Source organism: Streptomyces lunalinharesii (assembly GCF_039532155.1).
In the GTDB taxonomy this organism is placed as follows: domain Bacteria; phylum Actinomycetota; class Actinomycetes; order Streptomycetales; family Streptomycetaceae; genus Streptomyces; species Streptomyces lunalinharesii.
In genome coordinates, this window is the sequence record NZ_BAAARK010000030.1 from 16,478 (window position 1) to 30,200 (window position 13,723).

At 74.1% G+C, this 13,723-nt stretch carries 12 protein-coding genes; 5 read left to right on the top strand and 7 right to left on the bottom strand.

Annotated elements, in window-relative coordinates; translation table 11 throughout:
• Positions 1-5 precede the first annotated feature (5 nt).
• The 6 genes from ABD385_RS31590 to ABD385_RS31615 all read right to left on the bottom strand — a co-directional run bounded on the left by ABD385_RS31590 (position 6) and on the right by ABD385_RS31615 (position 6,732).
• Positions 6-755, bottom strand: coding sequence for a zf-HC2 domain-containing protein (locus ABD385_RS31590; protein WP_344582466.1), 750 nt, complete (start codon positions 753-755; stop codon positions 6-8).
• Positions 748-1,392 (bottom strand): RNA polymerase sigma factor, encoded by a 645-nt coding sequence (locus ABD385_RS31595; protein ID WP_344582468.1) that lies wholly within the window; start codon positions 1,390-1,392, stop codon positions 748-750. Before ABD385_RS31595 ends, ABD385_RS31590 begins: the two co-directional genes overlap by 8 nt.
• 217 nt (positions 1,393-1,609) lie before the next feature.
• Positions 1,610-3,424 (bottom strand): ABC transporter ATP-binding protein, encoded by a 1,815-nt coding sequence (locus ABD385_RS31600; RefSeq protein ID WP_344582469.1) that lies wholly within the window; start codon positions 3,422-3,424, stop codon positions 1,610-1,612.
• A 492-nt stretch (positions 3,425-3,916) separates the two neighbouring features.
• Positions 3,917-4,198 (bottom strand): nuclear transport factor 2-like protein, encoded by a 282-nt coding sequence (locus ABD385_RS31605; protein WP_425585519.1) that lies wholly within the window; start codon positions 4,196-4,198, stop codon positions 3,917-3,919.
• 7 nt (positions 4,199-4,205) lie between these two features.
• Positions 4,206-5,162: an alcohol dehydrogenase catalytic domain-containing protein gene (locus tag ABD385_RS31610; protein ID WP_344582471.1), complete on the bottom strand. Its 957-nt coding sequence runs from the start codon at positions 5,160-5,162 to the stop codon at positions 4,206-4,208.
• Between the two features lie 118 nt (positions 5,163-5,280).
• A complete protein-coding gene (locus ABD385_RS31615; RefSeq protein ID WP_344582567.1) occupies positions 5,281-6,732 on the bottom strand; it encodes an amidase in 1,452 nt (483 codons plus the stop codon).
• A gap of 128 nt (positions 6,733-6,860) precedes the next feature.
• Here ABD385_RS31615 and ABD385_RS31620 point away from each other — a divergent pair, with 128 nt between their 5' ends.
• Positions 6,861-7,487 (top strand): TetR/AcrR family transcriptional regulator, encoded by a 627-nt coding sequence (locus ABD385_RS31620; protein ID WP_344582472.1) that lies wholly within the window; start codon positions 6,861-6,863, stop codon positions 7,485-7,487.
• A 337-nt stretch (positions 7,488-7,824) separates the two neighbouring features.
• Positions 7,825-8,967 carry an FAD-dependent oxidoreductase gene (locus tag ABD385_RS31625; RefSeq protein ID WP_344582473.1) on the top strand — a complete coding sequence of 381 codons (1,143 nt, stop codon included), beginning with the start codon at positions 7,825-7,827 and terminating at the stop codon, positions 8,965-8,967.
• A gap of 33 nt (positions 8,968-9,000) precedes the next feature.
• On the opposite strand, the gene ABD385_RS31630 is transcribed toward ABD385_RS31625, so the two are convergent.
• Positions 9,001-9,681 carry a TetR/AcrR family transcriptional regulator gene (locus ABD385_RS31630; RefSeq protein WP_425585520.1) on the bottom strand — a complete coding sequence of 227 codons (681 nt, stop codon included), beginning with the start codon at positions 9,679-9,681 and terminating at the stop codon, positions 9,001-9,003.
• Positions 9,682-9,834: 153 nt separating this feature from the next.
• Between ABD385_RS31630 and abc-f the strand changes: the two genes are divergently transcribed.
• The 3 genes from abc-f to ABD385_RS31645 all read left to right on the top strand — a co-directional run bounded on the left by abc-f (position 9,835) and on the right by ABD385_RS31645 (position 13,712).
• Complete coding sequence (gene abc-f / locus ABD385_RS31635) at positions 9,835-11,454, top strand: ribosomal protection-like ABC-F family protein (RefSeq protein WP_344582475.1); 1,620 nt, start codon at positions 9,835-9,837, stop codon at positions 11,452-11,454.
• Positions 11,455-11,628: 174 nt separating this feature from the next.
• The gene (locus tag ABD385_RS31640; RefSeq protein WP_344582477.1) at positions 11,629-12,279 is read left to right on the top strand and encodes a CatB-related O-acetyltransferase; all 651 of its coding nucleotides are present in this window, start codon (positions 11,629-11,631) and stop codon (positions 12,277-12,279) included.
• Between the two features lie 134 nt (positions 12,280-12,413).
• A complete protein-coding gene (locus ABD385_RS31645; protein ID WP_344582479.1) occupies positions 12,414-13,712 on the top strand; it encodes an erythromycin esterase family protein in 1,299 nt (432 codons plus the stop codon).
• Positions 13,713-13,723 lie beyond the last annotated feature (11 nt).

Below are 13,723 nucleotides of genomic sequence, written 5' to 3' on the forward strand. Positions count from 1 at the left end.
CAGGCTCACGGTGCGGTGAAGCGTGCGGTGGCCAGGTCGTGGCCCTCGGCGGAGACCAGACGGATGCCGGCGAGGGTGCTGGGGTCCACGGGGGCCGGGGCGCCCCAGTATCCGTATCCGTGGCGGAGTGCGAAACTGCCGAGCCGGACGGTCGAGCCGTCGGTCCGCTCCAGCAGGCAGGTCACCTTCCCGCTGTACGGGAGTCCGGCGTCGGCGAGGTCGACGGACATGAAGACCCAGCCCGGCGGCCCGCGGTGGGCGTAGAGGTCACCGGCGTGTTGGCGGTGGCCCGCGCCGGCTCCCGTCAGGGGCGCGTGCAGCGTGCCCGCCGCGGCCGGGGCGGACGCGGCGGGGCCGGCCACGACGTCCTCGACGGCGGTGCCCAGTGCCCAGCCGGCGAAGCCGAAGCCGAGCGCGAGTACGGCCAGGGCGGACGCCACCCGCAGCCAGACGCCCTTGCGCCACGCTCCGCGCCGGGCCCCGAAGCCACGCGCGGCCTCGCGCCCGTCCCGCACGGCCCGGGCCCGGGCCAGCCGCCGCACCACCCTGGTCTCGAATCCGGCCGGCGGCGCACTGCCGGGCAGCAGGCCGAGCAGCCCGTCACCGACGCGGGCCAGCTGCCCGACGTACTCCCGGCAGTCCGCGCAGCGGTCCAGGTGGGCGGTCGCTTCGGCCCGCTCCCGGCCCGAGAGCACGCCCAGGGCCAGTTCGGCACCGGCCTGGTGCAGCTGTGCGCAGGTCAGGTCCTCAGCCATGGTCGCCTCGCTTCGGAGACCCGGGGTGCGGGGTCGTGGACGTCGGGGGCGCGGCGCCCGGGTGCGGATGCTCCGGCGCGGTGAGGGTGGCGCGCAGCTTGCCCATCGCGGCCCTGATCCGCGTCTTGGCGGTGCCCAGCGGAATGTGCTCCCGGTCGGCGACCTGCCGGGCGGTCATCCCGTACAGGCCCGCCATCACCAGGGCGCGGCGCTGTCCCTCCGGTAGCCGCGCCACCGCCGCCCGCAGGGTGGCCGACGCCTCGTCGGCAAGTGCCTGCTGCTCGGGGGTGTCGGTCACCGCGCCCAGGAGGGCGTCGAGGTCCTTCGGCGCCACCGGGTCCGGTCGGCGCGATCGGACGGCGTCGATGGCGAGGTTGTGCGCGATGGTCGTCAGCCAGGCGGTCACCGAGCCGCGACGGGAGTCGTAGACCTGGGCGTGCCGCCAGGCGCGCTCGAACGTCTGCTGGGCGATGTCCTCGGCCAGCTGGGGGTCTCGGGTGACCGCGAGGGCCACGCCGAAGACGGTGTGCTGGAAGCGCCGCACGAACGTGACGGCGAGCTCCGGGTCACCGGTGGCCAGGCCGGCCAGCAGCGCCTCGTCCGGGATGCGTCCGACCGGGAGCTGCAACCACTGCATACCCCTACGTACGGTCCGGCCCGGCCCGGGGATTGCTGCCGGGCGGCGACGGAATGCCACACTCCCATTCTCCTCCGCCGCCACCGCCGCTCCGGGAGGGGCGCCGGCCCGCTCACGGGGAGGGCTGCGGGGGCCGTGCTCGCTACCCGGTCCGCGCGCCCGGCACCGCCCGGTCGGCACGTCCTGCGCGGGTGTCGGGCCGGCGAACGGTTCGAAGTCAGCTCGACGGCCCCCCGACCTGCGGCCCGGCGGCGGCCCCGTACGGCCGGTACAGCCGTGCGTACGCCGCGCTGCGGGCGAGCAGTTGTCGATGCGTGCCGCGGGCGGTGACCCGACCGTGCTCCAGCAGCAGGATCCGGGTGGCGTCGCGGACGGTGAGCAGGTCGTGCGAGATCAGGATCGTCGTGCGGCCGTCCATCAGCCGGCGCAGGGGTTGCAGGATGCGCCGGCCGGATTGCGCGTCGAGGCCGGTGGTCGGCTCGTCGAGGACGAGCAGCGGCGCGTCCCGGACCATCGCGCGGGCGATGGCCAGGCGCTGCTGCTGCCCGCCGGAGAGCAACCGCCCGCGCTGGCCGACCACCGTGTCGTAGCCGTCGGGGAGTCGGCTGATGAAGCCGTCGGCGTCGGCACGACGGGCGGCGGCGACGATCTCGGCCTCGCCCACGCCGGGCCGGCCGTAGACGATGTTGTCGCGCACCGTGCCGTGGAGGACCACGGTCTCCTGGAGGAGCACGGCGACGTTGTCCCGCAGGGCGTCCAGGCCCAGGTCGCGAAGGTCGTGCCCGTCGAGGCGGACGGTGCCGTCGTCCGGGTCGTAGAAGCGCAGCAGCAGCTTGGCGACGGTCGTCTTCCCGGCGCCGCTGGCGCCCACGAGTGCCAGCGTCTCACCGGGTGCCACGCGGAACGAGACCCCCGTCAGGGCGGGCGCGGTGGCACCCGGGTAGCGGAAGGAGACGTCGTCGAACGCGATCTCGCCGCGACAGCGTCCCGGCGCCCGGGGAGTCGCGCTCTGGCGGACCTGCGGTCGCTGGTCGAGCAGTTCGATGATGCGCTCCGCGGAGGCCGACGCGGAGGAGAAGGTGTTGCTGAGGCCGGACAGACCGCGGAGGGGGCCGTAGAGCCTGCTGAGCAACGTGAGGAAGACCAGCAGGCCGCCCAGCGTGAGCTGACCCCGGATCAGTTCCCAGGTTCCCAGGCCCAACACCAGGAGCGCGCCGAGCAGTTCGATGAGTTCGACGACCGTGGCGTACACGGCGCCGAGGCGGGCGGAGGCCATGACGGCCCGGAAGCGACCGAGGTTCTCCCGCTCGAACCTGCCGTGCTCCCACCGCTGCCGGTTGTACGCCTGCACGAGCGCGATGTTGCCCAGGGTCTCCTCGGTGATCGCGCTGATCGCCCCGCTGCGCCGCCGCCGCTCCCGCGCCACGACCTTGACCCGCCGGGAGAACCACCGCGCGGTGCACCAGAACATCGGAGCGATGACGACGGCCAGCAGCGTCAGGTGCCAGCTCAGGTAGCAGAGCACGCCGAGGAAGACGCCCAGCCGCACGACCTGTGCGAGGGCGTTCACGATCCCGGAGAGCAGGAAGGTCTCGACCGCGTCGACGTCACCGGTCATCCGGGCGAGCACGTCGCCGAGCCGCCGCCGCTCGAAGAAGCCGAGTGACAGGCCCTCGACGTGGCGGAACAGCGCCGAGCGCAGCGCCAGCAGGAACCGCTCGCCGACCCAGGTGGAGGTCACGTCGTCCGCGAAGTCCAGGACCCCGGCCGCGAGGGTGAGGCCCAGGTAGGCGAGGGCGATCGGGAGGAGGAGGTGCAGGTCGCGCGGGATCAGCACGTCGTCGATGAGGATCTTGAAGAGCCAGACCTCGGCCGCGTCGACGACGGGCCCCAGCACCACGAGGCCCAGGATCACCACGAACCACGGGCGACCACCGCGCGTGTAGGGCCAGAACCGCCGGAACACCTCGCGCAGCGCCACCGGCGGAGCCGCCTCGACGACCGCGTCGGCGCCGCCGGAAGCACGGGGCACGGACGGCGACTTCGTCGTCCGCCGGCGCCGTGCGCACGTCCGCTCCCGTGCGGTCGCGGCAGGCGCGTCGGCCCCGGCCGCGTCGGCGCCCCGGGCGTCACCGCGGGTGCAGGAGCGCGGTCCGGAACAGCGCACGTCGCTTCACCGACCCGTGCGGCCGGGCGGGGGCCCGGCCGCCGACGGCCACACAAGCACTCAGTACCTCCCTTCGCGGTCCCGGTCGCGATCGCGACCACCGTCGTGGCCATGGTCCCGATCGTCCCGCCCGTGCCGGTCGCGGTCCCGGTCGTCCCGGTCCCCGTGCCGGCCCCGCTCGCCGTGGTCACCATGGCCACGACCCATTGCGGGAACGAGGGTTGCGAAGATTCCCATGATCGCTCCTTCCTCCGACCCACCCCCTCGACCACCGGTACGGAACAGCGGCGCAAAGGGATTGCCGCGCCGGGGGGTTGTGCGGGGCGGCGTCGACGTGCCCCGCGGGCCGTCGGCCGGTCAGACGAAGAACGCGTTCATGCCCGCGACGTCGGACAGGTAGGTCTCGATGCTCGCGATCTTGCCGTCCCGCAGGCGGCAGACGGTGGAGAGGTGTTCGTCCAGCCGGACGTCGCCCCGGCGGGCGGTGTTGTGCAGGGAGAGAGCCATGTTCTCGCGGCTCACCAGGATGTGCAGCAGCGCGAAGCGGAGACCGTAGGACGCGATCTTCCGGGCCCGTGCCACGACCTCGTCGGCGCCTTCCGCCGTGCCGGAGACGGCGTTGTCCCCGGGCAGCGGCACGGCGCCGTCACGGCACCAGGATGACCTTGCCGAACTTCCCCGGGCCCGCCAGCCTGGCGTAGGCATCGGCGAAACAGTCCAGCGGGAAGCTCGCGTCGACGGGCACCCGCAGGCGCCCCTCGGCCAGGAGCGGGACGACGGCGGTGCGCACGGTGGCCGCGAGGAGCGCCTTCTCCGCCGGGGAGCGGCCGCGGAGGGTGGTGCCGATCAACTGGGCACGCGCGAGCATCAGGTCGAACATCCGCAGGGGGGCCACCGATCCGCCCTGGACACCCACCACGAGGATCCTCCCGCGGGCACGCAACAGCTCGACCCGCCGGAGGCAGTCCTCCCCTCCGACCAACTCGACGACGACGTCGTACGGCGCCCGTTCGCCCTCCTGGGCGGGCTCGACCACCTCCACGCGGCCCCCGTCGGGGGCGAGTTGCGCGACGCGGTCGTGCAGTGCGGGCCGGCGCACGCTCGCCACCACACCGGCGCCGGCGACGGCGGCCACCTGAACCATCGCCGTGCCGACCCCGCCCGCAGCTCCGGTGACCAGCACCCGGTCCCCGGCGCGCGTCCCGGCTTGGACCACCAGCGCGTCCCAGGCGGTGCTGAACGCCTCCGGGAAGCCGGCCGCCTCCCGCCAGGAGAGCCCGGCCGGGACGGGCAGCAACAGCTCGACGGGGACCACGATCCGCTCGGCGTGACCGCCGCCGCCCACCAGGGCCATGACCCGGTCGCCGACGCCCACCCCCGTCGCCCCCGCGCCGAGCTGCTCGACCTCGCCGGCGATCTCCAGTCCGGGGACGTCGGCGGGCCAGCCCGGGGGCGCCGGATAGTCACCCCGGGCCTGTTGGAGGTCGGCCGCGTTGAGCCCGGCGGCGCGCACCCGCACCACCACCTGCCCGGGCCCGGGGACCGGATCAGCACGCCGTTCGAGCCGGAACGCGCCCCTGCCGTCAATCACGACTGCTCGCATGCGCGCGAATCTACTCCCCGGGCGGCACGCCCCCGGAAGGTGTCGGTGGCGTCCGTCAACTCCCCACGCCGAAGCCGCCGAAGCCACCCCCAGCCGGCCCGCCCACCGGCGCCACTCCTCAAGAGCCCGTGGCGTTCCCGGCCCATACCGCGGGGGTCCGGTGCGACCAGGGGTTGGCCCGTTCGAGTTGGCCGGCGAGGCGGAAGAGGCGGCCTTCGTGCCCGTAGCCGGCGGCGAACTGCATCCCGATCGGGAGCCCGGTTTCCGCGTCCGCGGTCAGGGGCACCGACATGGCCGGCGTGCCCGCCACGTTGAACGCCGCGGTGAACGGCCCGAGGTCGAAGAGGCGGCGGAGCCAGCCGAGGCCGTCCAGGGCTTCCGCGCCCTCGGCATGGGTGCCCAGCGGAACGGGAAGCTCCGGCATGGTCGGGGTGAGCAGCACGTCGTGCGCGTCGAAGTACCGTGCCAGGCGCCGCGCGACCCGGTTCCGGACCGCGAGCGCGGTGACCAACTGGGCGCCGCTGACCCGCTGTCCGTAGTGGTAGCTGGCGAGGACGGGAGGTTCCAGCGTCGAGGAGTCGACGGGCCGGTCGAGGGCGGCCGCCAGTCCGTCGACCTGGGCCGTGAGGTTCGCCGTCCACTGCCGGGCGTTGGCCAGGAGGAACTCCTCCCAGTCGACGCCGAGGTCGATCTCGACCTCGACCAGGTGGTGCCCGAGGGATTCCAGCAGCCGCGCGGTGTGGAAGAGGGCTCCGGCCACCGGTGCGGTGGTGCGGCGGCCGCCCCATGCCTGGGCGAGGACGCCGATCCGCAACGAGCCTGGGGGGCGGGCGACTTCCTCGGCATAGGGCCGGCGCGGTTCCGGGGCGGAGTAGGGGTCGCCCGGCTCCGGGCCGCGCATCCGGTCGAGCAGTACCGCACTGTCGCGCACCGTGCGGCTGACGCTGCCCTGTACGGCCAGGCCGTTGAACATCTCGTCGAAGTCGGGCCCCCAGGAGACCCGGCCGCGGGTGGGCTTCAACCCGAAGAGGCCGTTGTACGCGGCGGGGATGCGGATCGAGCCGGCGGCGTCGGTGGCGTGCGCGAGCGGGACCACCCCGGCGGCGACGGCCGCGGCCGCTCCCCCGCTGGAGCCGCCCGCGCTCCGCTCCGGGTCCCAGGGGTTGCGGGTCGCGCCGTACAGCACGGGTTCCGTCGTGGTGCTGTACGCCATCTCCGGTGTCGCGGTGCGCCCGAACGTCACGAGGCCGGCGCGGCGGAAGCGCCGCATCAGGGCGGAGTCGGCCGCGGCGACGTTGCCGGCGGCGAGGCGGCTGCCCAACTCCGTGCGCCGGCCGGCCATGGCGACCCCGATGTCCTTGATCAGGAACGGGACCCCGGCCAGCGGTGCGCTGCCGGGGGCGGGCGCGTCGTCGGCCGGCCAGGTCTCCACGATGGCGTTGAGCTGCGGATCGACCGCCCGTGCCGCCTCGCGTGCGGCTGCCTCGACGTCGGCGGGACGCACCTCGCCGCCAGCCACCAGCTCGGCCAGCCCGACCCCGTCGAACTGCACGTACTCGGCAACTCTCACTGTCACTCCCAGAGGAAAGAACGATACCGATGAGTTCCCTACGATACCCATCGGTATCGCGCAGGACGAGCTGGTACCGTAGCAGGGGGCGCGAGGGCCCACCACCGACCGGACGTCACGGAGCAGTCATGGCATCGACCGTCAGCAGGCCGAGCAGGGTGGCGAAACTCCCGCCGCGCGAACGCATCCTCGATGCGGCGGAGGAGCTCTTCCAGAGCGAGGGGATCCGGCGGGTGGGCGTCCAGGCGATCGCCGAGAAGGCCGAGACCACCAAAATGGCGATCTACCGGCACTTCGAAACCAAGGACGCGCTGGTCGCGGAGTGGCTGCGGATCGTCGCCGCCGACTACCAGGCCGCCTTCGACCGGGTCGAGGCCGAATTCCACGACCGGCCCAGGGAGCAGATCCTGGCGTTGGCCCGCTTCATCGCCGAGGGACTGCCCGCGCTCTCCTACCGCGGCTGCCCCTTCATCAACTCCCTCGCCGAGCTGCCCGACCGCGCCCATCCGGCACGCCAGGTCATCGAGCAGCACAAGGCGCTGCAGACCCGCAGACTCATCGGCATGTGCACCGCGGCCGGGCTGCCCGACCCCGAGCAGGCCGCGGCCGAGATCACCTTCGTACTGGAAGGCGCGCAGGTCAGCACGCAGAACGGCAGCATCGACCGGGCGGGGGAACGGCTGCTGCGGATCGTGCAGGGGATCGTGGATCGCCCCCGCTCGCCCCTCGACGCGTCCGGGGCGGCCGTCGACTGACCCCTCCCGCACCGGCGCACGTGGTGCGGGCGGTGCACGTCAACCAGGCGGCCCGGGGCGCGAGTTGGCCGCCGTTCCCGGTGCCGGTGTCGCCGTCGTGGGGGTGAGGTGACGACGGGTGGCGGCGGGGCCCGTCGGTGAGCTGTCGGCGGTGGTCGGTGTCGTGTCGGAGGTCTGTCGGCGGTCTGTCGACGGCCGCCGGAACCGTGGGGCGGGCCGGCGTCGGACCGTACGACGCCGGCCGCCGTCGTCGCGCCGCCCCCTCGGGCGGGCGCGGCGTTCCAGGCGTGATCCGCCGGGCGTCCGCCCGGCGGTGAACGATCAGGAGGGAACCACCATGACCACCCCCGTCACGATCATCGGCGCCGGGCTCGGCGGCCTCGTACTGGCCCGCGTCCTGCACCTCCGCGCCATCCCGGTCGCGGTCTACGAGGCGGAGCCCTCGCCGATGGCCCGCACGCAGGGCGGGTTGCTCGACATCCACCACCACAACGGGCAACTCGCGCTCCAGGCGGCCGGGCTGACGGACGAGTTCCGCAGCATCATCCTGGAGGGACACCAGGCGATGCGGATCCTCCACCGGGACGGGACCGTCCTGCTCGACCGGGCCGACGACGGCACCGGCGGACGCCCGGAGGTGCACCGCGGCGCGCTGCGGCAGCTCCTGCTCGACTCACTGCCGGCCGGCACCGTCCGGTGGGGGCACAAGGCCCACGGCGTCCGCGCCCTGGGCGGGGGCCGCCACGAGGTGACCTTCGCCGACGGGCGCAGCACCGTCACGCGGCTGCTGGTGGGGGCGGACGGCGCGTGGTCCCGGGTCCGTCCGCTGCTCTCCGACGCCGCGCCCGAGTACAGCGGCCGGTCGTTCGTCGAGACCTACCTGTTCGACGCCGACACCCGGCACCCGGCCAGCGCGAAGGCGGTCGGCGGCGGGTCGTTGGGCACCTTCGAACCGGGCGGGAACGACAAGTGGATCGGGGCCCACCGGGAGAGCGGCGGCACCCTGCACGCCTACGTGACGCTGCGCAAACCGCAGGAGTGGTTCACCGCCGTCGACGTCACCGACGTCGCCGCGGCCACCGCGCGGATCGCGCGGGAATTCGACGGTTGGGCCCCCGAACTGACCGCCCTGATCACCAACAGCGACACCCCGCCCGTCGTGCGTCCCCACTACGCGCTGCCGACGGAGCACCGGTGGGACCGGGTGCCCGGGGTGACCCTGGTCGGCGACGCCGCCCACCTGTCGGTGCCCAACGGCGAGGGCGCCAACCTGGCCATGCAGGACGGCGCCGAACTCGGCCAGGCCCTCGCCGCACACCCCGATGACGTCGAGGCCGCCCTCACCGCGTACGAGCAGGCACTGTTCCCGCGCAGCGCCGAAGCCGCCGCCGAGGGGCTCAGGCACTACGAGTTGCTGTTCGGCGGCACCACTCCCCAGGGCCTGCTCGACCTCTTCTCCGCTGCGGAGCAGCCCCAGTAGGCCGTGCGCGCCGGGGCGGCGGGCGGGCCCCGCTCAGCCGTCGCCCGTCGGCGGGGGCTCGACGAAGGCGCCGGCGGCCGCGGCGAGGGCGATGGTTCGGGCAGCGTGGCCCGGCAGTTGCGGGTCGGGGGCCGTGCGCAGGAGCACCAGTTGGTGGTACAGCGGTGCGGTGGCGGCGACGAGCAGTCGCCGGGCATCGCTGTGCGGGGGAAGTTCGCCGCGTTCTACGGCCCGGCTGACGACGACCTCGCAGCGGGCGTAGCGGTCGTCCCAGAGCCGCTGTTGGGCGGCGGCGGCCTGCTCGGATCGGAACGAGGCGGCGATCAGTGCGGCCACGATCGGCGGTCGTGCGGTCAGCGCCGAGTGGATCTCCTCGTTCAGCGCGGTCAGGTCGCCTTCCAACGACCCGGTGTCCAGGGGCTGCCAGTCGTCGTCGCCGGCCGCGTCGAGGACGTCGGCGAGCAGGCCGCCGACGTCGCCCCACCGCCGGTACACCGTGGTGCGGTGCACGCCGGCCCGGGCGGCCACGTTGTCGGTGGTGAGCCCGTCGTAACCCTGGTCGCCGAGTTCCGCGAGGACCGCGTCGAGCACCTGCCGGCGGATCCGGGCGGTGCGGCCGCCGGGGCGCCGTCGGGGTGACGGCCCGGCGCCTTGCGGGGCGGCGCCTTGCGGGGCGGCTCCTTCTTCCGGGTCCGGGTCCGTTGGAGGCGTCACGGGAAAAGTTCCTTTGCTCAGGGGGCGGTGGTGTGGCACGATCTTAAAGCATCAGTTGTCGCACTAGTGGAGTGACCATGCTCTTCCGAAGCGTTCGCCCGGCCGCACGGCCCCGCACCGTCACCTCGTTCCCGAATGCTTTGGAGACCCTGTATGCCCACCCAGATCAGTGCGCTCACCGTCAGCAAGTCCTTCCGCGGCAGGCTCGTCCTTGACGCCGTGACCTGCTCGCTCGCCGTCGGCGAGCGCACCGGGATCATCGGTGAGAACGGTTCCGGCAAGTCCACCCTGCTCCGCCTGTTGGCCGGGCGCGAACGGCCCGACCAGGGCGAGGTCGTCGTCCAGGCCACCGGCGGGGTCGGCTACCTCGCCCAGGACGAGCAACTGGCGGCGGGGGCGACCGTCCAGGAAGTCGTCGACCGGGCGCTCGGCGACCTGCGCGCGATCGAGCGGCGCATGCGCCGCCTGGAGGCCGCGATGGCCGACGGCGACGAGTCCGGCATGGCCGCATACGGGGAGTTGATGACGGTCTTCGAGCTGCGCGGCGGCTACGACGCCGACGCCCGGGTGGAACGTGCGCTGCACGGTCTCGGCCTGGGACTGGTGGGCCGCGAGCGCACCGTGGGCAGCCTGTCCGGCGGCGAGTGGGTCCGGTTGCGGCTCGCGGCCGTCCTGGCCTCCGCACCGGAGGTGCTGCTGCTGGACGAGCCGACCAACCACCTCGACGACGACGCCCTGCGCTGGCTGGAAGACCACCTGCGCGCCCGGCGCGGCACCACGGTGGCGGTCTCCCACGACCGGGTCTTCCTCGAACGGGTCGCCACCACCCTGCTGGAGGTGGACGCCGATCGGCACCAGGTCGACCGGTACGGCAACGGCTACCCCGGCTACCTCGCCGAGAAGGCGGCCGCCCGGCAGCGCTGGGCCCAGGCGCACGAGCAGTGGCGGGCCGACGTCGACCGGCTCCGGGAGACCGCCGCGACCACCGCCCGCCAGGTGGCCCCCGGCCGGGCGATGAAGGACGGCAACAAGATGGCCTACGACCGGGCGGGCGGCCGGGTGCAGCAGTCCCTGGCCAGCCGGGTGCGCAACGCCGAGGAGCGACTGCGCCGCCTCGTCGCCGACCCGGTCCCGCCGCCACCGGAACCCCTGCGTTTCGCCCCGGTCCTGCGGGCCGGTCGCCTGGACGGCCTCGTGCTCGATGCCGCCGGCGTCGCCGTCACGGGCCGACTCGCCCGCACCGACCTCACCCTCACGGCCGGCGACCGCCTGCTGATCACGGGGGCGAACGGGGCGGGCAAGAGCACCCTGCTCCGGGTCCTGGCCGGGCAACTGGCCCCCGACGCCGGCCAGGTCGGCCGCCGCGGCAGGATCGGCTACCTCAGCCAGGAGCCGCGGCCCGGGAATCCGGACGACACCGTGCTGGCGGCGTTCGCCCGCGGGCGGGCCCGAGCGGCCGACGCGCAGGCCGAACGGCTGCTGTCCTTCGGCCTGTTCGACCCCGACCATCTGGCGGTGCCGGTCGGCCGGCTGTCCACCGGGCAGCTGCAGCGGCTCGCCCTGGCGCGGCTGCTGGACGAGCCGTCCGACGTCCTGTTGCTCGACGAGCCCACCAACCATCTCTCGCCCGCCCTCGTCGAGGAGTTGGAAGCCGCCCTGGCCGGGTACGACGGCACCCTCGTCATCGTCAGCCACGACCGCCGGCTGCGTCGGCGCTGGCAGGGCACCCGCCTGGACCTGCGGGCGACCGCACCGTCCGCCGCCGCCTGCTGAGGCCCGACCCGGGCGCGCGGCCCGCACGCGGCCGACCCGCAGCCGCCCGTCGAACGGCGCTCAGGCACCCCTCGGCGTCCGTTGCTCACTCCGTTCCTCGCCCCCGCTCCTCGACCCCACTCCTTGGGCCGCCCTCCCCCAAGTCCCCACCGTTCTCCCGGAAGGAAACGTTCCATGACGCCGCCCGTGCCCGCCGACCCGACCGTGGTGCACCCGATGCCCGAGCAGCCGCGGGTGGTGCTGCTCAAGCCGCTCGTCACCTCGCCGCTGATCGAGGTCGGGGAGTTCTCCTACTACGACGACCCCGATGACCCGACCGCCTTCGAGACGCGCAACGTGCTGTACCACTACGGGCCGGAGAAGCTGGTCATCGGGAAGTTCTGCGCGCTGGGCGAGGGCGTGCGGTTCATCATGAACGGCGCCAACCACCGCATGGACGGCCCCTCGACCTTCCCGTTCCCCATCATGGGCGGTTCCTGGTCGGACCACTTCGACCTGCTCACCGGCCTGACCGGACGGGGCGACACCGTGGTGGGCCACGACGTCTGGTTCGGCTACCGGTCCATGGTGATGCCGGGCGTCCGCATCGGCCACGGAGCGATCATCGCCGCCGGATCGGTGGTCGTCGACGACGTTCCCGACTACGGAATTGTGGGCGGCAACCCCGCCCGCCTCATCCGGCGCCGCTACGGCGACGCCGACGTCGACCGCCTCCTCGCGCTGGCCTGGTGGGACTGGCCCCTCCCACACCTGACCGCGCACGTCCGCACCATCATGGCCGGCAGCGTCGACGACTTGGAGAACGCGGCACCCGAGCGGAGCTGAACACAAACGGCAGCGTCCAACGCCCCTTGGTTGAGGGGCCGTTGAACGGTCCCCGCGCGAGGCGATCGGCCCCGCAGCGACCGCCCGCACGACGACCCGCCCACCCCGCCCTCCCGAGAAAGCGAGCCGCCGGCATGCCTGCCTCGCCCCACCCCGACCCGTTCGCCGACTGGCTCCGCACCCACGCCACCGCCCTGGCCCACCTCGACCCCGAAGCGCCGCTCGACGACCTGGAGCCGCTGCGTGCCGTCGTCGGCGACGCCCGGGTCGTCGCGATCGGCGAGAGTTCCCACTTCATCCAGGAGTTCGCGCTCCTGCGCGAGCGCATCCTGCGGTTCCTGGTCGAGCGCTGCGGGTTCACCGTCCTGGCCTTCGAGTACGGCTTCAGCGAAGGCTTCGCCCTCGACGCGTGGGCCCGGGGCGAGGGAACGGACGACGCCCTCGCGGCACACCTCGCCGGAACCGTTCCCGTGGGACTCGACGCACCGCTGCGGTGGCTGCGCCGCCACAACCGCACCGCCCCGACGCCGGTGCGCTTCGCGGGCGTCGACATTCCCGCGGCGGGCGGTTCCCTGCTACCCGCCCTGACGCCGGTCGCCGACTACCTGCACCGGATCGACCCGGAGACGCTGCCCGCGCTCCAGGAGGCGCTGCGGATCGCCGCGACGTTCGCCGCCGGCTCCGGCGCCGTCGCCGCACCCGCGTGGGCCCGCCTGGCCACCGCCGAACAGGACGCCCTCAGTGCGCTCCTGACGCGCCTGCTCATCCGCTTCCGCGCCCTCGAACCGCTGTACGTCTCCCGCGGCGACCAGCAGGACTACGACGTCGCCCTGCGCCGGCTCGAAGGCGCCTGCCACGCCGACTACACCTTCCGCGCCATGGCGGGCCTCTTCGCCGGCACGGGACTGACCGCCGACACCTCGGCCCGCGACGCCTACATGGCCCGCTCGGTGCTGTGGCACCTGGACCGCCTCGAACCCGGGACCCGCGTCGTACTGGCGGCGCACAACGCCCACATCCAGCGGACCCCGGTCTCCTTCGACGGCCACCTCACCGGGCTCCCCATGGGGCAGCACCTGCACCGCGCACTCGGTGCCGCCTACCGCCCCCTCGCCCTGACGAGCACCACCGGGCACACCGCGGACATGCCCCGCGACGAGAACGCCCGCTTCGGCTTCACCATCGACGCCACCCCGCTGGGGCCGGCCGAACCGGGAAGCATCGAAGCCGCCTTCACCGACGCCGGACTCGGGCTCGGCCTCGCCGACCTCCGGCCGGCACGCCCCCGGTCCCCCGGGCGAACCGACCTCCCCCCGGGCCCCGACCGCATCCGGATCCAGAGCGCCTACCTCCACACCCCCGTCGTCGAAGCGTTCGACGCCGTCCTCCACACCCCGACCTCCACCGTCACCGACACCCTCGACACCGCCTGACGCGGTGCGAC

Coding starts and splice junctions, on each gene's coding strand:
- ABD385_RS31590 (WP_344582466.1), bottom strand. CDS start 755: ATGGCTGAGGACCTGACCTGCGCACAGCTGCACCAGGCCGGTGCCGAA.
- ABD385_RS31595 (WP_344582468.1), bottom strand. CDS start 1,392: ATGCAGTGGTTGCAGCTCCCGGTCGGACGCATCCCGGACGAGGCGCTG.
- ABD385_RS31610 (WP_344582471.1), bottom strand. CDS start 5,162: ATGCGAGCAGTCGTGATTGACGGCAGGGGCGCGTTCCGGCTCGAACGG.
- ABD385_RS31620 (WP_344582472.1), top strand. CDS start 6,861: ATGGCATCGACCGTCAGCAGGCCGAGCAGGGTGGCGAAACTCCCGCCG.
- ABD385_RS31625 (WP_344582473.1), top strand. CDS start 7,825: ATGACCACCCCCGTCACGATCATCGGCGCCGGGCTCGGCGGCCTCGTA.
- abc-f (WP_344582475.1), top strand. CDS start 9,835: ATGCCCACCCAGATCAGTGCGCTCACCGTCAGCAAGTCCTTCCGCGGC.
- ABD385_RS31640 (WP_344582477.1), top strand. CDS start 11,629: ATGACGCCGCCCGTGCCCGCCGACCCGACCGTGGTGCACCCGATGCCC.
- ABD385_RS31645 (WP_344582479.1), top strand. CDS start 12,414: ATGCCTGCCTCGCCCCACCCCGACCCGTTCGCCGACTGGCTCCGCACC.